Source organism: Acidobacteriota bacterium (assembly GCA_035529075.1).
In the GTDB taxonomy this organism is placed as follows: domain Bacteria; phylum Zixibacteria; class MSB-5A5; order GN15; family FEB-12; genus DATKXK01.
On record DATKXK010000005.1, the window covers coordinates 244879 to 265402 of the forward strand.

Genomic DNA, 20524 nt, shown 5'->3' on the forward strand with positions numbered 1-20524 from the left:
TCTGGCCTTCGGGCTCTGCCTACATTGCCCGTGTTTACAGAAAGTTGTCCATGAAGATTATAATACCGGTAGCCGGTACGGGTACGCGTCTTCGGCCGCACACGTACTCGCTTCCCAAGCCGCTTCTGCACGTGGCGGGCAGACCCGTTATTACCCATCTGCTTGATCCGGTGGTGCCGCTTGACCCTGAGGAGGTCATCTTTGTCGTCGGGTACCGGGGCGAGCAGGTCCGGGAGTACATCCGGGCCAACTACTCGTTCAACGCGCGGTTCGTGCACCAGGACCGGTTGCTCGGCCTCGGGTATGCCTTGAACCTGGCGCTGGCCGGCGTCGATGGCGGCGAAGTTCTGGTCATCCTTGGTGACACGGTCGTGGAGTGCGACCTGCGAAAGTTCGTGGCCGCGGGCGATTTCGTGCTTGGTCTGCGGCAGGTGGCCGATCCGACCAGGTTCGGCATCGCCGAAGTCAAGGACAACCGCGTGGTGAGCCTGGAGGAGAAACCGCAGAACCCCAAGACCAATCTGGCGGTGATCGGCCTATACTTCTTCAAGGACATTGCCAAGCTCAGTTCGACGCTGGCCTCGCACGTCCAGAGCGGCAGATTGACGCGAGGCGAAGTGCAGTTTACCGATGCCCTGCAGGAGATGATCGAATCCGGGATTCACTTTGTCCCGTACGAGGTTCGCGAGTGGTACGACTGCGGCAAGAAGGAGACCATGCTCGAGACCAACCGCCACCTTCTGCGCAGCGTGGGCAACACGGTGAAGATTGACGGATCGGTGATCATCCCACCGGTGTTCGTGGCACCGTCGGCCAAGGTGATCAACGCCGTCCTGGGGCCGGATGTTTCGGTCTCCGAGGGGGCGATTATTCGGCGGTCGATCATCAGTAATTCGATCATCGCAAGCAATGCAACCGTCCACGACGCGCTTATAGAGAATTCCATTATCGGGCAGGAAGCGGTCGTCAAGGGGTGCAACCAGGTTCTCAACATCGGCGATTCATCGGACATCACTCCGGCCTGAGCGATCGTGTATCCACTGAACGAAGAAAAAAATATCGAGGAGCAGAGTATATGGCAGCGGGCAACTTCCTTTTTACATCGGAATCGGTGACTGAAGGGCATCCGGATAAGCTGGCCGACCAGATTTCGGATGCGGTCCTGGATGAAATCCTGCGCAAAGACAAAAAGGGGCGCGTCGCCTGCGAGACGTTTGTCACCGTCGGCCTGGTGATAGTCGGCGGCGAGATAACTACGGAATCGTACGTGGACGTCAATGAGCTGGTGCGCCGGGTGGTCAAGGACGCGGGCTATACCCAAACGGAATACGGCTTTACCTACAACACCTGCGCGATCCTCAACGCTATCGGCTCGCAATCGCCGGATATCGCGCAGGGAGTGGACACGGGCGGCGCCGGCGACCAGGGCCTCATGGTCGGTTACGCCTGCCGCGAGACCAGGGAGCTGATGCCTATGCCGATCATGCTCGCTCACAAGCTGACGCGGCAGCTGGCTAACGTGAGAAAGAAGCAGATTCTCCCATACCTGGGGCCCGACGGCAAATCGCAGGTGACGGTAGAGTACAGCGACGGCATACCGGCGCGGGTGGACACGGTCGTGATCTCGTCACAGCACTCCGCCGATATCCTTGACCGTTCGGGCAGGAAGATTACCAGGAAGGCGCGTGATGAGATCGTCGACAAGGTCGTCATGCCGGTCATTCCGGCTGAGATGATGGACAACCGCACGAAATTCCTCATCAACCCGACCGGCAAGTTTGTGGTCGGGGGTCCGCTGTGTGACACCGGCATGACTGGCCGCAAGATCATTGTCGATACGTACGGCGGCATGGCCACGCACGGCGGCGGCGCCTTCTCGGGCAAGGACCCGACCAAGGTGGATCGGTCGGCCAGCTACATGGCGCGCTACATTGCCAAGAACATCGTTGCCTCCGGGCTGGCCCAGAAGTGCACCGTGCAACTGGCCTACGCCATCGGCGTGGTGCAACCCGTGTCGGTGACGGTGTTCACGGACCGGACCAGCAGCGTGCCCGAAGCCCGGATTGTCCAGTTGATCCGGAAGCACCTTGATCTCAGCCCGCGCAGTATTATCAAACGGCTTGACCTGATCAGGCCGATCTACCGCAAAACCGCCGCCTATGGCCACTTCGGACGGAACGAGAAAGAGTTCACGTGGGAGAAGACGGACATGGCTAAGACCTTAGCAAAGGACGCGTGATTATGGTGCCGAAACCTGACATAAAAAATATCCGACTGGCCAAAGAAGGCAGAAAGAAAATCGAGTGGGCCGAGCGCAGCATGCCGGTTCTGCGCCTGATCCGGGAGCGGTTCGGCAGGGAAAAGCCGCTCAAGGGGGTCAATATCGCCGCCTGCCTGCACGTGACTACGGAAACCGCCAACTTGATGAGAACGCTGAAGGCGGGCGGGGCGAACATCGCCCTGTGCGCGTCTAACCCGCTGTCCACCCAGGATGATACGGCGGCCGCCCTCGTGGCCGAGTTCGACATACCGGTGTACGCCGTCCACGGGGAGGACAACAAAACCTACTACCGCCACATTCACCAGGCTCTCGGAACCAAACCTCGGATCACGATGGATGATGGTGCGGACCTCGTCAGCACGCTGCACAAGGAGAAAAAAGACCTGGTGGCCGACGTGCTGGCCGGCACCGAGGAGACCACCACCGGGGTTGTTCGTCTGAAGGCGATGGCGGCCGACGGCGCCCTGCTGTTTCCGATCATCGCCGTGAACGATTCGAAAACGAAACACATGTTTGACAACCGGTACGGCACCGGGCAGTCGACGCTGGACGGTGTCCTGAGGGCCACCAACATGCTGCTGGCGGGCGCCACCGTCGTAATCGCCGGCTACGGCTGGTGCGGGCGAGGGCTGGCCGCGCGCGCCAAGGGAATGGGCGCTACCGTCATCGTCACCGAAGTGGACCCCGTCAAGGCCATCGAGGTCGTGATGGACGGTTTTCGGGTTATGCCCATGGCCCGGGCCGCCCGGGTGGGCGACCTGTTCATTACGGTAACCGGTGACATCAACGTCATCCGGCTGGAGCACGTCAGGAAGATGAAGGACGGGGCCATCATCTGTAATTCCGGTCACTTCAACGCCGAGATCGACATCCCGGCTCTCGAAAAGGCCAAATCCAAAAAGAGGCTGCTTCGCCCCAATGTCGAAGAATACACCATAGGCGGCAAGCGCGTCTGCCTGCTGGCCGAGGGTCGCCTGATCAACCTCTCTGCGGCCGAGGGCCACCCGGCCATGGTCATGGACATGTCGTTCGCCAACCAGGCCCTGTCGGCCGAATACGTGGTGAAGAACCACGCCCGGCTGGAACGCAGGGTCTATGTCGTGCCGGAAAAGATCGACGCCGCCATAGCCGCACTCAAGCTCAAGTCAATGGGTCTGGCCATCGACCGCCTGACACTCGAGCAGAAGAAGTACCTGGCCTCGTGGGAGATGGGGACGTAAGGCGGCGCGTGCGGTCTTAGCCTTCGGCACGGGATACCGGCCCCGCCGCCGATCATCTGCACAACACGGGCAAACACAAGGGAGGATTACGCGTGCGCTCACCTATTATCCGCTTGACTGTCGCGCCGGTGCTGCTTCTGGCGTGCCTGGTCGTTCTGCAATGCGGTCAGGTCGACCGGCAGACAACTTCGCGGCCGTACCTGATTCTCTTTGCCTTCGACGCCGAGGGAGAGTTTCTGAGCGAGCAGATGTCCGTCAGCAAGGTCGAAAAACACCTTGGTCGGGCCGTCGCAATCGGCGAACTGTCCGGCAAAGCCGTCGTCCTGGCCGAGTCCGGTATCGGCATGACGAACGCCGCCATGACGGCGCAGAAGCTGATCGATCTCTATGCTCCCCGGGCCGTCATCATGACCGGCATTGCCGGCGGTATCGACACGACCGTGCACATAGGGGACATCGTCGCCTGCGACGCCTGGATGCAGCACGACTACGGGTACGTCGGGGCCGACGGTTTCGAGCACATGGAACTGTATGCGTACATTCCGGGGGACGACAGCCTGGCGGGCATGGTCGCCTTTGAAGCCGACAGTGCCCTGCTCTCGGCCGCCGTGCGCGTAACCGGCGAACAACTCGACCTTGAGCAGATCGGCGAGAGGACCCCGAGCATTCACGTGGGCGGGATCGGTGTTACCGGCAACACGTTTATCGATTCCGAGGAAAAGCGGCAGTGGTTATCCGATGAGTTCGGGGCGCTGGTAACGGACATGGAGTCGGCCGCCGTGGCTCACGCGTGCACCGTCAACGGCGTTCCCTTCATTATATTCCGATCCGCTTCCGACCTCGCGGGCGGTTCCGGCTCGGAGACGGCCGAGGAAGAGCTGGAGGAGTTTTTCGAGGTAGCCGCCGACAACTCCGGCCAGGTAGTGATTTCGTTCCTGCGGGAGTTGTAGAGAACTGACAGCCTCGGCACGAGCAACAGAAGACTGCCGTTAGTGCCCGGGAGGGGTGTTGTGCTGCAGAGTCAAGTGGCGGGTCAGGCGTCTTTTCGCGCTTTCAATGAGAACATTAACGGGTACCGGGCCGGTCCGCCCGGCGGGTACCAGTACTCGCCGTCATCGGAGTACCAGCCTTCCTCCTCCCGGTAGTAGCTGTAGTTGTACTCCTCGAGATGCTCTATCACGAGTCCCGCACCGATCAGGGCGTTGACAATGCCGGAGATCGGGTGCTGCCACTCGACTATTTCCCCCTTGATGCGGAAACTGCGGTCGCAGTAGTCGGGGGCGCCGGTCTCGCGGTCGGGATCGCGGCGGAAGTAATCGCGCGGCGACTCCCAGAAGACCGCCTTGAACGGGTGATCGTCGATCATGAAGAAGGTGCCGCCCGGTTTGAGGTAGTGTCCCACCACCTGTGCCCACCGGGTGATGTCCGAAATCCAGCAGTGCGTGCCGTACGACTGAAAGACGATATCGAACCTGCGGTCAATCCTGCCGATGAGGTTAAGAATATCGCAGCGGATGAACTCCGCGTTCAGGCCGGTTTGCCGTTTCAGTTCATTCGCCCGTTCGATTGACTTGTCGGAGATATCGATGCCGGTGACGACGGCACCCTCCCGCGCCCACGAGAGCGTATCAAGGCCGAACTGGCACATCAGGTGCAGCAGGTGTTTGTTGCGGACGTCGCCCATCGTCTCGAGTTCGATGCGCTTGAGCGACGAACCGCCGGCGGCCACCTCGGCCGTTTTGTACTCCGGGTGGTGCAGGTGCACCTCGACCATCTGGTTCCAGGCGGCGCGGTTCTTTTCATGATCCGGGTGCGGCATCACTTCTTCGCTTTGAACATGGCGATACAGCCGATGACGAGGAAGACGCCGTTGATGCCCCACACGGCCAGGTCCTGCGGAATTTTCTCATTGTATCCCGCCGACTGTGTGACCCGGAAAAGCACAAAGTAGACCAGGGCTATCAGGGCGCCGGCGGCGAAGGAGACGGCGATGCCGCCACGCCGGGGGTTGGCCGCAAAGGGTATACAGATGAGGCTGACTATAAACGACGTCAGGGGAAAGGCGTACTTGATTTTCAGGTCGATAATTTCCCGGAGGTACGGGCCGCCCGTTCGTTTCATCAGGTCTATATAGCGCCGCAGCTCGAGCAGTCCCATGTCTTCGGGCTTGCCGATGCGCCGCGCCAGATCCACCGGTACGTCCTTGATGTCCCAGAGGATGAGAGAGTCGAACGGGATGAAGGTTTCGTGCGCGGAATCGTCGAAAAGCCTCACGATACCGTCGCGGGCCTGCCAGACGTGGTTCTCGTAGGCGACGATGGCGGCGGTGGTCAGTTCCTTAAGGCGGTTGCGTTCGGTCTTGTATACTTTGAGGTCGACGCCTTCCTGGCGCTCCACGTTGAACTTCCCGACGGTGTAGAAGTAGCCGGGCGAAATCTGGCGGTAGATATCGCGCACGGTGGTGAAAGCCTGTTTGGAACGTTTTTCGATGGTGAATTCCTTCATTTCGACCCGCTTCTTGTTGGCGGGAGGGAAAACATACTCGTTGTAGTAAAAGTGGCCGACCGAGATCAGCAGCGTGACGACCAGGAACGGCAGGGCGATCCGGTACAGCGAGAGTCCCGAGGCCTTCATGGCCAGGACCTCCATCCGGCGCGCCATCAGCGAAACCGTGAACAGGACAGCCAGCATCACGAACATCGGCGTGAACGACCTGATCACCCAGCCCCCGAAGTACAGGTAGTATTCGAACACCTGCGCGATCGGTACCCGGTGATCAATAAAATCCCTGAGCTGCTCGACCATGTTAATGACAATGATCACGACGCCCACGGTGAGCGTCACCACCATGAGTGACACCAGGAAGTAACGCAGGAGGTAGAGGTCAAGTCTCTTGATCATCGTCAGGCTACTTCACTCGCCGAAAAAACGCGAACAGCGGCTTCTCGCTCACGACAATGTAGACCAGGTACAGGCCGACGGCGCACAGGAGAACGTTTGCGCCCCACATGGCCCAGAACGGAGACAAGAGCCCGCGGTCAGCCAGGTCCTCGCCGCCGATCAGGAAGGCCCAGTAGATTATGAACAGCACGATGGAAATGGCGATGGCCATGCCCATACCGCCGCGCCGGGCCAGGATGCCAAGCGGCGCGCCGATAAGAATGAAGGCCAGCGAAGCCGCCGGGATGGAGTACTTCTTCTGTATCTCTATGTTGAACTTGTTCATCACCTGTTTCTGGGTGCTGATCTGCTGGAGGTTTCGTTCCACGTGCCGCTGCATGACCGAGGCATCGCTCCTGACAGCCGCCAGGGCGGCCGAGTCGGAGGCCGTGTCGCCCAGGTTGAAGGCGAACGTATCGCCGAACAGGTATGAGAATTTGTCGTCAAGGTAGGCGGTAATGCGGCCGCGAGCCGGAGACAGGTTGCCGATAGCCTGGTCCACGCGCTCCTGCATGTCGTCGATCCCCATCTCGCGGTCGGTGCGGTACTCGGTGGAGGTGCGCTTGAGCTCCGACCCGACGCCCGAGACGTTGATCACCTGGTTCTTGAAGTCCAGCTTCCGGTAGTTCTCCGGTTCGGACACGTCGAACGAGTGCACCTCGCCGTCGTACAGCGTAAACTGCATGGTCGATTCCCCATCGACCGTCCTGAGGTAGCCGGAATCGGCCACGATGAGCCTCGGTTTGGAGGGTACTTTCGTCTCGGTGATGCGGACGCCTTCGACGCGCGAGGTCTTGTGGTCGATCCGGTCGATGAGAATGAGGTACCCGGGAATTTCGGATATGAAGACGCCCGAGCGGAATATCAAGGTGGGGCGCATCGAGGAGATGGCGCCGGTAAGCTCCCGAGCCTTCTTGTTGAGGTCCGGCAGAATCTTGTCGTTGAATTGCACCATCAGGACGGCAATGACCGACCCGGCCAGGAGCAGGGGAACCAGAACGTGAATCAGGTTGACCCCGGACGCCTTGACCGCGGTGATTTCGAAGTCGGAACTTAGCCGCCCGAAAGCCATCAGCGTCGCCACCAGCACCGACATCGGCACCGACAGGGCCAGCATCCAGGCCAGGTTCAACCCCAGCAACTCCAGCACGACCCACAGGCTCAGGTCCTTGTCGATGACCCGGTCGATTATTTTGGGGACGTAGTCGATGATGAGCAGAAAAGTGATAGTGAAAAAGGCGAACAAAAACGGAGCGATATGCTCCTTGAGTATGTAGCGCTGCAGGATCCACATAACGTCAAGCTAATATATCAGTTATACACTTCCGGGCAAACAGAATATTCCGCGCGGAATTGCTTGTCCCAACGGGGCGGTATGTTGTAGATTCAGTGACATGCAGGACAAAAGAATCAGGGATTTCGTTGTCGAGGATCGGGTGGAGGGGTTCTTCGCCGTCCGGCGCAAAGACGTGCGCGAATACACGCGCGGCCAGTATGTCACTCTCGAACTCGGCGACTGCACCGGCAGGGTGCAGGCGGTGTTTTGGGATCCGGACCAGTTTGCCCTGAAGGAACTGGCCGAGGGGATGGTCGTCAAAGTCCGTGGGGTGGTCGGCGAGTACAACAACAGGATTCAGGTGACGGTGAATCGCGTGCGGCTGGCCGAGGATAACGAATACGCGCCCGAGGATATCCTGCCCCACGCCTCCACCACGCCCGAGGAACGTAAGGCGCGCATCATGGCACTCACGGACAAAATCGAGAACGATTACGTAAAGCGCCTTGTCGGCGAGTTCTGGAGCGATGACGCCTTTCTGACCAAGTACCTCAACGCCCCCGCCGGCAAGCTCTGGCACCACGCCTACATCGGGGGACTTTCCGAACACTCGGCCAACGTGGCGGAACTCGCCCTGCGGGTGGCCGACGGGTACCCGTACCTTAACAGGGACTTCCTCGTTTTCGGGGGCCTGTTTCACGATGCCGGCAAGATGGATACGTACTCGGCCCGCACGGTCATCGACTACACCGATGAAGGCCGCCTAATCGGGCACATCTGCCTGACCGATCACTGGATCGCCGAGCGCGCCGGACGCATTGAGGACTTTCCCGGTCCGCTGTTGACCAACCTGCGCCATCTCATCGTTTCGCACCACGGTGAGATTGCCTATGCCTCGCCGGTGGTGCCGCAGATAGCCGAGGCGTTCGTGCTGTACTACTGTGACGAGATTGACAGCAAGATGGGGGCTATCGAGCGCATTCGGCTCAAGCACGACGGCCGGGGATGGTCCGAGTACGTGAAAATGCTCGACCGCTTCCTGTATTTCGGCGAGGGGAGCCGGGAGTCGGAAGATTGACCCCGCCCGGACCCGTGCTGACTCTGCAAAAGGTGTCGCGCCGGGTCGGCCCGCCCGAGGACGGCAGAGAAATCGTTAGTGACGTCTCCTGTGACATAGAGCGCGGCGGAATCTACACGGTGCTCGGCCCCTCCGGGGCGGGGAAGAGTTCCCTGCTTCGTCTTATCAACCGTCTGGATGAACCGACCGGGGGCGAGATCACCTTTGAAGGCAAAGCCCAGCGCGATTACTCTCCGTGCGAGCTGCGCCGAAAGATCGGTTACCTGTTCCAGACGCCGCACCTTTTCCCCGAAACAGTGACCGACAACCTGCGATTCGCGCAGGCGGACCTGTCGGAGGATCAACTCCGCGTCCTGATCGAGCAAGTACATTTGAAGGCTGACATGCTTGCCCGTTCGGGGGAGAGCCTCTCCGTCGGCGAGAAGCAGCGTGTGGCCCTGGCGCGGCTCCTGGCTACCGGTCCGACCGTGGTGTTGCTCGATGAACCGACGTCCGCGCTGGACCCGTCTTACACGGCGGGTATTGAAGACCTCATCAAGGAACTCGTGTCCAAAGGCGGGCTGACCGTGATAATGGTGACGCATCACCCCGAGCAGGCGTTGCGCATGGGCGGCGAGTCGCTTTTCCTGGTGGCCGGGCGCCTGGTCGAAAGCGGGCCGGCCGACCAGGTCGTGAACCACCCGCAGACGGAACTCGGGCGCAGGTATAAAAACAGGGATCTCAAATGAATCAGATGGCGGTGATCGGCTACCGCGAAGTTCTGATCGCAGCGGTGCTCGTTTTGCTCTCGATTGCCATCAGCCGGTGGTGGCGCATTCCGGTGCAGAAGGACATGGCGCTCGGATCGGTCCGCGCCTTTGTGCAGTTGGTGCTCGTTGGCTATGCCTTGGAGTACGTCTTCGCGCTGGAGTCCATCTGGCTCATTCTGCTGGCTATCATGGTGATGATCATCGTGGGCGCGCACGCCGCCGCCGGCAGGGTTTCCGGCCTGAGACGGGCTATCACGATCACGTCGACGGCCATGATAGCCGGATCACTGTTGACTCTGGGGTTTATGCTGCTGCTGGACATTATCACCCTGGAAGCGCGATACGTTATTCCTCTGGCGGGAATGATCATCGGCAACTCCATGAACGCGTCCGCCCTTACGATCGGTCGCATCAGCGCGGACATCCGCAGTCACCGCCTGGCCATCGAAACGGCCCTTTCACTCGGGAAGAGCTGGCGCCAGGCCACGCGACCGTACCAGAAGGAGGCCGCTGTTGCGGGCATGCTTTCGATGCTCAACTTTCTGAAAACGGTAGGCATTGTTGCCCTTCCGGGTGCGATGACGGGGATGATTCTGGCCGGCGTGGACCCCCTTGACGCCGTGCTGCTTCAGATCGTCGTCGGCTACATGCTGCTCAGCGCCGTCACGATCACCTCGGTGGTAGCCCTCGAGCTTACGGTCCGGCGGTTCTTCTCGCCGTTTCATCAACTTATCCTGAACGATTCGAAGTAGCCTGCGGCTGGGGCCAACAAGATCGCGACCCTCGCACGCCTCCACTTGACATGCACGTTGAATCATCCGTTCTTGATGTGAGTGAATGGCATGAGCGGGTAATCAGGAGGGAAAGATGCCATGAAACGCACAGTGCTGATCTGTATCGCGGTCGCGCTGTTGGTCGTTCTCTTCTCGGGTGACACCAGAGTATCCGATACCATGCTGGTATCATCGACTATGTAGAAATCCCCCGCCCAACCCGGGTCTACATACGGGCCCCTCCCCAAAGCCGCCGTTACTCGATTTCCCGGATTTGCGCCGTTCTTATGCGCTCTACAGCAGCTTTCATGAGCTCATCCACCGTGTCGGCGTACGTATCGAGAACATACTGACGCTTCCTCTCAATCAGATCCCGCTCCGAAATACCAAAAGGAAAGCGAACAACAAACTCATAGCCTTCAAGATAGTCCAACCAGTCCCGAAAGGCTGCAACTGCCTCCTCGTCCCTGGCTATCCGCTCGATGAACTGTTCGCCCTCAATAATCAACAGACCATAGTACTTGGCGGAGTTGTCCGGATTACGAGCCCATGTCGGGCGCTTCCCGACTATCTCAGCATATTCCTCGTCGGCTATTAGCCGGTATCCGGGAAGCTCAGGGCGATTCTCCTTCAGAAATGCGATTTCAGCACCGTAATCCTCATGTAAGTCCTTCCTCCGGTCAAGCATGTCATAAAAGAAGTTGACTTCCTTGTCTCGGAACAACCAAGTCATTCCGAGCTCAAACTGCCCCGGCTGGTTTCGGCTCTTTTCTACCCACGCGGCTCTTAATGACGTGTCTTCCTTCAATAATGTAAGGAGCTCGGACACAGAAAAAGCCAAGTTGACGTAGTCGAACCGGTCCAAATGGTCTTTCAACAATTGCATGACCTCTCCACTGAGCACAGGAGGGTTGCTCCTTATGCTGTCTGTTTTCTGCTGCGAACAGGCAAGAGCAGCCGCAAAACAACAGAGCATGAACGCTAGTACTGTCACTCTCATGAGCTATCTCCTCCTAATGCAAAGGCGGGTCTAGAATAGTAATACTAAAATTACGGTTCGTCTGATCTATGATTGCATTGAATGCATCGGCGCTTCTTCCAACCCAATTCGTACCCCACTCAAAACCAGGCAGCCCGTAGGTCGGGTTCCAACCGGCCGCAGGCCGGGAGAAACCCGACACGGGCCCATGTATGAACTACTCTCAGATGCAACCCCCCGGTGAACCAAGAGTATACCGTATGGTCTATGTTGTGTCAAGGCGTGAGTCAGACAGTGACACCGCAGAAGCCCGTCTTCAGGATGGTCACGCTACTGCCCCAGTCTCTTCAACTGCTTCCCGGCAGACGCCTTGTCTTCCTTCGTCCCGGCCCTGCTTTTCCGTTGTGCTACAGGAGCTTACGCGCCCCCATGATCAATGTGCGACAGCGCCACATGTTACCTGCTGATTACCACTCGGCGCCGGGCCTTTATTGACAGACTCACCATCGGTACTCCTTCCTTGCTCTGCTTGTAAGGTCTGTCCCTCCTGTTCGACTAGTCTGAAAAACCAATGTGGGAGACTACAATTATGACACGCCGCTTGATCTTCGTAATCGCCACCATTTGCCTGTGGAGTGCGCAGCTTGCCCACGGCCAGAATCTGCTTGATGGTCCTGATGGCGCCTCATACGATGAGGCCAACGACAGATACCTGATTGCAAGCAGCCAGAATGCTGCTATCGTAGCCATTGATCAGGAGGGAGTGCAGAGCTATTTCCTCACCGGCCTCGGTAGTTACGTCTTTGGGGTCTTTATATCGGGTGACACCCTGTATGTTTCGGGCTCCGTTGGTGAGGTGAGAGCTTTCAACCTGAATTCGGCGGAACTCCTGTGGTTGAAATTCATCGCCGGAGCCCACTACAATGGTGGCATGGCCATGGATAGCTCGGGGTATCTGTACATTGCCGATAACTTCGGGTTCGACAGCAAAATATACCGCATGAATCCGAGCGATCAGACCTGGGTGACATTCGTCGGCTCCGGGCTGCCGGCGTTCACAACTGACTTGATCTACGATGAACCCAATAACCGTCTACTCGTCATCGGGTTCTATATGAACACACCAATTACCGCTGTCGATCTTGAAGATGCTACCTTGACGCCACTCGTCACGCCGCCGTCCATGAACCTGGGCGGGATTGCGATGGACCACGATCGAAACGTCTATGTGTGCGAGTACTACAAAGGCACCATTTACATGTATGATCAGACTTTCACGAATCCACCGGCTGTAATCTCAGACGACCACGGCAGTGCCAGCGGCATTGCTTATGATCATGTTCATGACATACTGATAGTACCGGATTTTATGAATCACCAGGTCGATTTCGTACATCTGAACGATAGCGACGGTGATATGATTGACGACCCCGATGACAACTGCGTCGATGATTACAATCCCGATCAGCTGGACCGTGACGGCGATGGCCTTGGCGACGCCTGTGATTCCGTCTGCTGCGTCGGCGATGTCAGCGGAAACACAGACAACGACGCGTCGGAGATCGTAGATATCGGCGATCTGACCAAACTCATCAGCTATCTGTTCATCACGTACGAGGAACCGGTTTGTTTGGGTGAAGCGAATGTCGACGGTGTTAGCAGTGTGGATATCGGCGATCTGACGCGCCTTATCGATTACCTGTTTATCGCGCAAACACCGCCGGCCCCGTGCCTGTAGACGTTGCCCCTACTCTCCGGTGCGGGTCGCCAGGAGAATCCTCGCAACAGTCATTGATCTTCGAGTATTCGTCACCGGTCGGTCGATCATACTATAGGCGACGCCGGCACGTTCTTATTGGTAGTATGTGATCGCGTCCATCAGCTTCCTGCACGCAACCTCGACAATCGGTCCCGGGCATCCGTGATTTCGGGGGGAGTGGCATCGGCATTGTCCCAACGGGACAGAAACGCCTCGTACTGCTCGATGGCTTTGTCCGGCCAGTTAGACTCCTCGTACGTCTGACCGAGGAAATAGCGGGCTTTAACGAACCAGATGCCATAGTAGTATCGTTCGGCCGAGTAGTCGTCCCAGATTGCCTCAAAAGCATCGCTCGCTTGACTCAGGTGCCCGTCTGCAAGATAGGCCCGGGCCAACCAGTACCGAACCGGAAAATGTAGGCTGCCCGAGTGAATTTCAGTGAAGGCACTGATCGCTGATGCGATCCTGCCCTGGCTGAAGTCGATATAGCCACGCAGATACCAGTAGTTCCACGGCAGCGAACTGTCCGACATGTGCTCCGAGCGAATCACTTCAAGGGCGGACTCGGCCTGCGCAAGTTGGCCCGCGTCGGTCAACGTCTGAACCCGATCGGTGCGACAGAGCAGCCTGGCCCCTGCGCTGATCGGTTCGCCAATCTGCTCACAGGCTTCGATAGTGGCAATTGCCTGCCTGAAGTCGCCGAGTTCGGCCAGTATGCGGGCTTTCATGAGCCGCTTTCTCACTGCCGCTTCAAATTGACGGTCGGTCATGTCAACCGCTGCCATGCTGTCCAGCACGGCCAGAGTGCTGGTGAACTGCCCCTGGGCCAGTGGAACGTAGGCCAGAAATTCCCGGGCACGCGCGCGCAAGCCGTCTTCTCCACGCAGGGCGCATACGCGGTAACAGCTGTCGGCGCGCTCGTAGTCTTGCTTGAGAAGGTAGAGGTGGCCGCAGGTCTGGAGCGTAGTGAAGTGGTCCGGCTTTATTCTCAGAGCTTGCAGATACGATTTAAGAGCTGCATCGACGTCACCATGGTGCAGGAAGAGATCACCGCGGGTGTCATACGGGTTGGGTTCATCGGGAGCAATCTCGATATAGCGGTTGACCGACAGGATGGCCCGTTCCCAATCGCCGGTGTTGTCGTAGGCGTAGGCCAGCGAGTTGTAGGCACTGCGATAGAACGGATTGACTCTGAGGGCCGCCTCGAAATACGGTATCGCTTCTCTGACCTTGCCGGTCATCCGCTGGATGAAGCCCAGCTGCCAGAAGGCATACGCTTCATCGGGGTACTCCTCGATCAAATCTTGAAGGAGACTGATGGCCAGGGCCGTATCCCCGCGAATGAGATGATACCGGCTCTCGATGTAGTGTTTCTCTTTTTGGCTGGCGTGTTCACTGTACTTCCGGGCCTGCTCAATCAAATCCCGGTTTCGGGACTGCGAAAGGTAGTAGTAAGCCATCGCAAAAGTCGAATCATACTCCAGTGCCCGCTCGAACTCTGCGATTCCCTCGGCTGTGTAGAAACGAGTGACGAATTCGACGCCGCTAAGATAGTGTCGAAACGCATCGGCCGAGTGGGTGGTGATGTCAGAAATCGGAAGGTCCGTCGCCTCCCGGGCCAGGATCGGCAGCGGAAGGTCCAGTCGAATCTGCGCGCTCAATCTGTCGATCACCGAGAAAATGTCTTCATCCGGCCCACCGGTCACGCGCTGGGTCGACAGAACGTTGCCCGTTGTCACCTCAGCCAGCCGCGAGGTTATGACGATTCCGGAGTCTACCCGGAGTAGTTCTCCGGTCAGGATCCAGTTGGCTCGCGCCTCGCGGGCCAACTCGATGGCAGCTTCCGGCCGCTGGATTTCGCTTCTGTCAATGCCTCGGGCACTCGCCAGATCGAGCATGTACGCGCTGGATATAACCCGCAGGTACTTCGATTCGCCCAAATCGGCGATAAGCAGATTAGTGGCAATATCACTCAAGTGATCCTGATCCTGCGGCTCGGCCACGTTCGTGAACTGGAGGACCGCGAGCCGGTTATCAGATGCCACAGCTTCATTGTCGGTACGGATGTCGACCTGCCAGTCAACGAGTAACAGGAGGAGCAGAATCGCCGCCGCCACGGGCATAGAATACTTCCACCGGCTCCAGATCCGTTTCCTCAACGGCGCCGCACCGGCCGCTTCCTTTTCCGCCAGCGAAATCGCGTAATCGTGAATCTCCGGGTCGTGACGAACCAGTTCGGCGACGTCGAGGTTCTTCTCCGCACGCAAACAGCAGAACTCACATTCGATCAGATGCTGCTCAAAGGCCCTGCTTTCTTCCTCAGATAGCATCCCCAGTTCATAAGCGTAGAGCATGTCACCATACTGCTTGTCGATACACCGACTCATGAGCCCTCATCCTCCTGACTGAGACACTTCTCCAGCATCGTTCGCGCTCGCGACAGAGTGACCCAGCAGTTGTTACGGGTAATCCCCAGACGAAGGCATATCTCGTCCGTCGTATAACCCTGAAAGTGAAGGCTGAGGATGCGGGCGTGCCGCCGGTGCGTCTGATGAATCTTCCTAAAGCAGGTCTTGATCCTCACCTTGAGCATTGGATCCGGGTCGCTCACTACTGCTCCTGTCCGCCGTTGGCCTAGCTGCCTTATCTTGTCAGTACGGATCTTCTTTAGCCTGAAATGATCCACGATCTTGTTATGCAGAATCCTGTATGCCCAGGCGGCAAAACTCGACTCGACCGTGAGTTCGTCAAATTTAGCCACCACGGCGAGAAGGGCATCCTGGGCAACATCCTCAGCGTCCTCATCCCCCCACATTCGATGTCGAATAATAACCCGAAAACATACAAGAAGGCGGGCATATAAGCTGGCCCTGGCGGCGGCATCACCACCATGGGCCAGAGAATACAATTCGTCGATGCCTGACATCGGTTCCATCGCCGGTCCCATAATAGTACGACCGTTTCGCTTTATCAACAGCATTTCTCGATGGCTTTGATCAGGGGATTCCGATCAGCCCGGCCGGACCGGCACGCACTCGTTTTCGTAGTCTCCAGAAAAGTAGTATGGCGGTTGCAGGCAGTTTAGTTTCCGGCCTGGTTGACCAGACAACCGTCCCGGGACAACCGGCCGACAGAGCGGCTTCTCCGGGCGGTATTTATAAGTGCCCTGCTTTTATCCGATCGACTCATGCAGTGTACCCGTTTACACGTATTTTCAAGCCGTTTTCCCCGGCAGGAGCAGTATAATGTTTTGCACGACCTATATGCGGTCGGATTGCCGCAGTCCGGGTAATCGGGTGTGGCCGCCCGCCCCTGGGGGTCATCCGTCCAGGCCGCCGAGACCTCCAGCCGGGCGCCAGGGGCGGCTCATGCAGCCACATCGCGGGTTATGGTGCCTGGCCGAGTCACACAACAGGAAACGCACGGCGGTTCTGCCGTGCCCGTTGAAGTCACCGGCTCCCGCCGCTTCCTATAGTATCTTCTCTTCAGGTTTACCGCACGGCATCGCACACTGCCGGCTCCCGTGATTATGACCGACAGTGCCTGATAAACTCTCCCGCCCGGGTATTCTCGCGGCGCCATCAAGGCGAAGCCGGCCCGTGCGGTCCGGTTCCGACCGTGCGCGGACGGCGGCTCAAGATTGCGCTTGCTTTTGGTCCGGGCGGGGGGCATTATTTAGATCGGTCTGGTGACCGACCAAGGCAGTGTTGAACGGAGAGGTGGCCGAGAGGCTGAAGGCGGCGGATTGCTAATCCGTTATAGGGGTGATACCTCTATCCAGGGTTCGAATCCCTGCCTCTCCGCCAGATTATTTTGGGGCGGGGGGATTTGCCGTGCGTAATTCATCGTACGTAATTTATCATTCGCGATTCATCCGACAACGTGCGCCGGGGTTTGTCCTCAGCCTCTGGCGAGTGAGAAGCGGGCGCGCGAGACCGGATTCAGGCGGCCGAGGATTACCGCAGGACTAACTCAAAAAGTTGCACACTAACGGGGGCAGGTCAGATCAGGACTTGCTTCTCAATCGTGCCAGCCGTTCTGTGGCGTCTTGCACTGACCTGATACCCGGGTCGGCGTTTTTCCAAATGTCCAGGAACGTAACATAGAGGTTGGTGGCTTCGGTATATCTTCCGGCTCGTTCGTAGGCCAGACCCAGGTAGTAGTACAACTGGACGCCCATGAAATGCTCTCTAAGCCGTTCCGCATCGTACACGTTGAGTTCCTGCTCAAATATACGGACCGCTTCTTCAACCTGCCCCAACTCCATGTAAGTTCTGCCGAGGAGGAACCGGGGGGTGAATCCCCAATACACTAAGACATCCTTGATCGCGTCTGACAGTAATTCAACGGCTGCCCGGTAATTTCCCTGGTTTAGTTCATGATATCCGGCTATGGTCAAGTACCGCTGGAGTTGTCGCCTGGTGTTCCCGGCCTTGCTCTTGAGCAACGCCAGAGCTTCTTCAGCCCTGGCTGCCTGCTCGGTATGGACGAGTCCGTATGCGCGGAGAGCTAAATAGTCCATGGTATCTAGGTAGGAGCGCGGTGTTGTCGACGCGAAGCCTTGCTCGAGTTCCTGCAGGCCTTGCTCGGCATTTCCTGTGTGCAGCTTCACGTGTGTTCTTTGACAAATGAGTGGGAATGTCCAAAGACGGCCTTCGGGCGCCTCACCTGCTATGCGGCGGATATCCTCGATTCCTTGATCGAGAATCTTAATAGCCTCTCGGAACTTTCCCTGGTAAGCTGCTATGTTCGCGAAAAGAACAGCCACCCTGATACTGTCAATGCCTTTCAGCCTTGACGCCCAAACTCGAAGGGAGGCTGCGGCACTGTCATATTGGCCGCTAATGAGGTATAGGTCGGCTAGCTTGGCAGCAGCCTGGCCAAAATCCGGCTTGATCTTGACGGCTTCCCGGTAGGATTCTCTCGCTTCGGCAAAACGGCCGTGCCGAGCGAACAGTTCTCCGCGACTGTCATACGGGTTAGCCTCCTTGGGTGCTACCGCGATATAACGGTCAAGGGTAGCAATTGCCTTGTCGAATTCACCTGCCAGATCGTAGGCGTAAGCAAGGGAATTCAGGGCCAGCCTGTATGTGGGGTCTATCTCGACGGCCTGTTCAAGATGGCTTATCGCCTTTGTATACTCACCCATGTCCCTGTACCAGAGCCCCAAGTTATAGTAAGCGCGCTTTTCGTCAGGCCACCTTGAGATCAGCTCTTCCTGAATTGAGATAGCTCGTTTCTTCTTCCCGGCCAGCCACGCGGCCCGACTTCGAATAAAGAGTTGATCCTTGTAACTGGCGTTGTCGACATAATGCAGTGCCTTCTGCGCAAACGCCCGCCTCTCCCCGGCACCAACAAACGTGGACAATTGGTAGTACACCATGGCAAATGTCGAATCATGCTTGAGGGCAATTCTGAAGTGCTCCCGAGCTTCTGGATTATTGAGCTTTGAGATGCTCTCAATCCCCCCCAGATAGTGCCGATACGCCTCAGTCGAATGAGTAGTCACGTCGGCAACCATCCGGTCCGGTTCGTCCCGGGCTGCGAGCGGAAGGGACAGATCGTTCTTGACTTCAATGCTCAGCCTGTCGACAAGGGAGAAAACTGTCTCGTCGCTTCCGCTCAGGACACGCTGAGACGCTATCGTAGTACCAGTACCTACCTCAATAAGCTGAGCAGAAATCGATATCTCCGGTCCTGACTGAATAATATCTCCCACCAGCATGAACCTGGCCCGGGCTTCTCTGGCCACTCTAGTGGCGATATCTCTATCAAGCGCCTGCTTTGGGCCCATGCCCATCCGGTTAAGGATATCATAGACCATCTGACTGGAGACAACCTGCATGTACCGGGATTCCGACAGATCCGTTATCAGGAGGCTGGTAATGATCTCTCCCAATCTCTGGGCATCCTCTTCGTCACTCAGATTGTCAAAATACAGGATCGCCAAACGATTCTCGGTGGCCACAACCTCGTCATCCGGCCGGAACTGAATACTCCAGGGCTTCAACAGCACAATGACCAGTACTATCAGAGCTGCTGCCCAGGCCGGGAGTAGAGACCTTTTTCTCGATGGCCCGGCTGAGGGAGATTCCTTGGATTCCGATGACTTAGTTGAAGTGTCCGCGTTTTCATCGAGATGTCCGACAAAGTCGCGAAGTTCCGAGCTATGCCGGAGCAGATTACAAGTATCTCTGAGTTGCTGCACCCTGTCATTGCAGTACTTGCACTCCAGCACATGTACTTCAAAAGCATCACTCTCTTCCCCGCTGAGCATGCCTAATTCGTAGGCATGCAACAGCTTACCCAACTGTTTATCTTTGCATTCGCTCACCGGCCAATCTCTCCTTCATCCATACAACTCTTGAGCATGGATCTGGCTCTTGACAGCATCACATAGAGATTGTCTCGTGTGACTCCAATTTTCCTGCAAACCTCCCGGGTAGTATAACCTTGATAACGAAGGTTCAATATCCGGGCATATCGTCTGTTTGTCTTATTCATTTTCGCAAGACAATCCTTAAGCCTGCCAATCAGCGTTGAGTCCTCTTCCGCCAGGGGCGAGGTGTCCTGTTGTGAGGAGATCTCCTCAAGCTTGCGCCGAATGGATGATTTCCTTCTGTAGTAGTCAAGGACCTCGCCCTTGAGCACTGTATGTGCCCAAGCTGCGAAACTTACCATGATCTGCACCGATCCGATTTTCGCAGCTATTTTTGCCATTGCGTCTTGGACTACGTCCTCGCAGTCATAGGCGTCCACAATCTTTTGCCGGACGAAGACGTGAAAGCTTGCATACAAATACTCAAAAAGCTGCTCTCTGGCCGGTTTGTTTCCTCTGAGAGTCTCTTCGTATAAGTCGTTAATAGGCAAAGTGGTTCCGCTCACCGCTGTGGCCTTGAAAGCTCTACAATGTCAATCTAGAAACGAAAAGGCAACTATTATGCTGGCTGGAGCCTGCATTATGGCAAATTGTCGCGTTTCGATTCCCTTCCAGCGGGCAGCACGAAAAAAGTACGAGACACAATAGTATGATATTTTGCGCCTGACATTGTTAGATACGGGACCTTCGTCCGGCTGTTATTACGTACGTTTTCTGACTGCATGGCACCAGGATTACACACGTAGGATAACAAACACCAGTATAACATAGAAGTGATCTGATGACACATTTTGGATTCAAGGCCCTTATAATCTTGTTTGTTCCCTTATCGGGCTCCTCTGTTGTGCTCCCCCCTTTTGCCCAAGTTATTGCCCGTCAATATAGTACGGGCGAATCCTTCGGAGACAAGCCCAATCCGGAGACTTTTGATGGGCTCAAAGAAGTCATCACTCGGTGGGTTGACCCTTACGGAAGAAGTCCCATCAATTATGAAGAATGGAAGTCAAGTCAAACTGCCACGGATCCCTTTCAATATAGACTCGTCAGTTCAGTTGATACGAAACGTCAGCCAGTGGCTGGATCCAGATTC

Annotated in this window: 17 protein-coding genes and 1 tRNA gene; 10 read left to right on the forward strand and 8 right to left on the reverse strand. The window is 57.2% G+C overall.

Annotated elements, in window-relative coordinates:
- Positions 1-50 precede the first annotated feature (50 nt).
- The 4 genes from VMY05_01770 (at position 51) to mtnN (ending at position 4451) form a co-directional block, all read left to right on the forward strand.
- A complete protein-coding gene (locus VMY05_01770; protein HUV29809.1) occupies positions 51-1025 on the forward strand; it encodes a sugar phosphate nucleotidyltransferase in 975 nt (324 codons plus the stop codon).
- A gap of 50 nt (positions 1026-1075) precedes the next feature.
- A complete protein-coding gene (metK, locus tag VMY05_01775; protein ID HUV29810.1) occupies positions 1076-2239 on the forward strand; it encodes a methionine adenosyltransferase in 1164 nt (387 codons plus the stop codon).
- Between the two features lie 2 nt (positions 2240-2241).
- Positions 2242-3501 (forward strand): adenosylhomocysteinase, encoded by a 1260-nt coding sequence (gene ahcY / locus VMY05_01780; GenBank protein ID HUV29811.1) that lies wholly within the window; start codon positions 2242-2244, stop codon positions 3499-3501.
- 92 nt (positions 3502-3593) lie between these two features.
- The gene (gene mtnN, locus VMY05_01785) at positions 3594-4451 is read left to right on the forward strand and encodes a 5'-methylthioadenosine/S-adenosylhomocysteine nucleosidase (protein HUV29812.1); all 858 of its coding nucleotides are present in this window, start codon (positions 3594-3596) and stop codon (positions 4449-4451) included.
- Between the two features lie 83 nt (positions 4452-4534).
- On the opposite strand, the gene VMY05_01790 is transcribed toward mtnN, so the two are convergent.
- From VMY05_01790 to VMY05_01800, 3 genes are read right to left on the reverse strand one after another with little or no spacing between them, the layout of a single operon-like run.
- On the reverse strand, positions 4535-5320 hold the full coding sequence (locus tag VMY05_01790; GenBank protein HUV29813.1) for a class I SAM-dependent methyltransferase: 786 nt from the start codon (positions 5318-5320) through the stop codon (positions 4535-4537).
- A complete protein-coding gene (locus tag VMY05_01795) occupies positions 5320-6402 on the reverse strand; it encodes an LptF/LptG family permease (GenBank protein ID HUV29814.1) in 1083 nt (360 codons plus the stop codon). The genes VMY05_01790 and VMY05_01795 overlap by 1 nt, the downstream gene beginning before the upstream one ends.
- A gap of 7 nt (positions 6403-6409) precedes the next feature.
- Complete coding sequence (locus VMY05_01800; protein HUV29815.1) at positions 6410-7735, reverse strand: LptF/LptG family permease; 1326 nt, start codon at positions 7733-7735, stop codon at positions 6410-6412.
- A gap of 100 nt (positions 7736-7835) precedes the next feature.
- On the opposite strand from VMY05_01800, the gene VMY05_01805 reads away from it, so the two are divergent.
- Genes VMY05_01805 through fetB form a run of 3 tightly spaced genes read left to right on the forward strand, consistent with a single transcriptional unit; the run spans position 7836 to position 10296 of the window.
- The gene (locus tag VMY05_01805; GenBank protein HUV29816.1) at positions 7836-8795 is read left to right on the forward strand and encodes an OB-fold nucleic acid binding domain-containing protein; all 960 of its coding nucleotides are present in this window, start codon (positions 7836-7838) and stop codon (positions 8793-8795) included.
- The gene (locus tag VMY05_01810) at positions 8792-9523 is read left to right on the forward strand and encodes a phosphate ABC transporter ATP-binding protein (GenBank protein HUV29817.1); all 732 of its coding nucleotides are present in this window, start codon (positions 8792-8794) and stop codon (positions 9521-9523) included. Before VMY05_01805 ends, VMY05_01810 begins: the two co-directional genes overlap by 4 nt.
- Positions 9520-10296 (forward strand): iron export ABC transporter permease subunit FetB, encoded by a 777-nt coding sequence (fetB, locus tag VMY05_01815; GenBank protein ID HUV29818.1) that lies wholly within the window; start codon positions 9520-9522, stop codon positions 10294-10296. Before VMY05_01810 ends, fetB begins: the two co-directional genes overlap by 4 nt.
- 277 nt (positions 10297-10573) lie before the next feature.
- Here fetB and VMY05_01820 read toward each other — a convergent pair whose 3' ends face one another.
- On the reverse strand, positions 10574-11317 hold the full coding sequence (locus VMY05_01820) for a hypothetical protein (protein HUV29819.1): 744 nt from the start codon (positions 11315-11317) through the stop codon (positions 10574-10576).
- 568 nt (positions 11318-11885) lie between these two features.
- On the opposite strand from VMY05_01820, the gene VMY05_01825 reads away from it, so the two are divergent.
- Complete coding sequence (locus VMY05_01825) at positions 11886-13034, forward strand: hypothetical protein (GenBank protein ID HUV29820.1); 1149 nt, start codon at positions 11886-11888, stop codon at positions 13032-13034.
- Between the two features lie 140 nt (positions 13035-13174).
- Here the strand turns inward: VMY05_01825 and VMY05_01830 are convergent, their stop codons facing one another.
- Together VMY05_01830 and VMY05_01835 are read right to left on the reverse strand one after the other, a co-directional pair.
- Complete coding sequence (locus VMY05_01830) at positions 13175-15442, reverse strand: tetratricopeptide repeat protein (protein HUV29821.1); 2268 nt, start codon at positions 15440-15442, stop codon at positions 13175-13177.
- A complete protein-coding gene (locus VMY05_01835; GenBank protein HUV29822.1) occupies positions 15439-15990 on the reverse strand; it encodes a sigma-70 family RNA polymerase sigma factor in 552 nt (183 codons plus the stop codon). Before VMY05_01835 ends, VMY05_01830 begins: the two co-directional genes overlap by 4 nt.
- A gap of 778 nt (positions 15991-16768) precedes the next feature.
- Between VMY05_01835 and VMY05_01840 the strand changes: the two genes are divergently transcribed.
- Positions 16769-16861 (forward strand) — tRNA-Ser (locus VMY05_01840).
- A gap of 200 nt (positions 16862-17061) precedes the next feature.
- Here VMY05_01840 and VMY05_01845 read toward each other — a convergent pair.
- Both VMY05_01845 and VMY05_01850 read right to left on the reverse strand, forming a co-directional pair.
- Positions 17062-19365, reverse strand: a complete 2304-nt coding sequence (locus tag VMY05_01845; protein ID HUV29823.1) for a tetratricopeptide repeat protein — start codon at positions 19363-19365, stop codon at positions 17062-17064.
- A 20-nt stretch (positions 19366-19385) separates the two neighbouring features.
- Positions 19386-19925, reverse strand: a complete 540-nt coding sequence (locus VMY05_01850) for a sigma-70 family RNA polymerase sigma factor (GenBank protein HUV29824.1) — start codon at positions 19923-19925, stop codon at positions 19386-19388.
- 290 nt (positions 19926-20215) lie between these two features.
- Here VMY05_01850 and VMY05_01855 point away from each other — a divergent pair.
- On the forward strand, positions 20216-20524 hold a 309-nt coding region (locus tag VMY05_01855), incomplete at its 3' end, for a hypothetical protein (protein ID HUV29825.1).

Coding starts and splice junctions, on each gene's coding strand:
- VMY05_01770 (HUV29809.1), top strand. CDS start 51: ATGAAGATTATAATACCGGTAGCCGGTACGGGTACGCGTCTTCGGCCG.
- metK (HUV29810.1), top strand. CDS start 1,076: ATGGCAGCGGGCAACTTCCTTTTTACATCGGAATCGGTGACTGAAGGG.
- ahcY (HUV29811.1), top strand. CDS start 2,242: ATGGTGCCGAAACCTGACATAAAAAATATCCGACTGGCCAAAGAAGGC.
- VMY05_01790 (HUV29813.1), bottom strand. CDS start 5,320: ATGCCGCACCCGGATCATGAAAAGAACCGCGCCGCCTGGAACCAGATG.
- VMY05_01795 (HUV29814.1), bottom strand. CDS start 6,402: ATGATCAAGAGACTTGACCTCTACCTCCTGCGTTACTTCCTGGTGTCA.
- VMY05_01800 (HUV29815.1), bottom strand. CDS start 7,735: ATGTGGATCCTGCAGCGCTACATACTCAAGGAGCATATCGCTCCGTTT.
- VMY05_01805 (HUV29816.1), top strand. CDS start 7,836: ATGCAGGACAAAAGAATCAGGGATTTCGTTGTCGAGGATCGGGTGGAG.
- fetB (HUV29818.1), top strand. CDS start 9,520: ATGAATCAGATGGCGGTGATCGGCTACCGCGAAGTTCTGATCGCAGCG.
- VMY05_01820 (HUV29819.1), bottom strand. CDS start 11,317: ATGAGAGTGACAGTACTAGCGTTCATGCTCTGTTGTTTTGCGGCTGCT.
- VMY05_01825 (HUV29820.1), top strand. CDS start 11,886: ATGACACGCCGCTTGATCTTCGTAATCGCCACCATTTGCCTGTGGAGT.
- VMY05_01830 (HUV29821.1), bottom strand. CDS start 15,442: ATGAGTCGGTGTATCGACAAGCAGTATGGTGACATGCTCTACGCTTAT.
- VMY05_01835 (HUV29822.1), bottom strand. CDS start 15,990: ATGGAACCGATGTCAGGCATCGACGAATTGTATTCTCTGGCCCATGGT.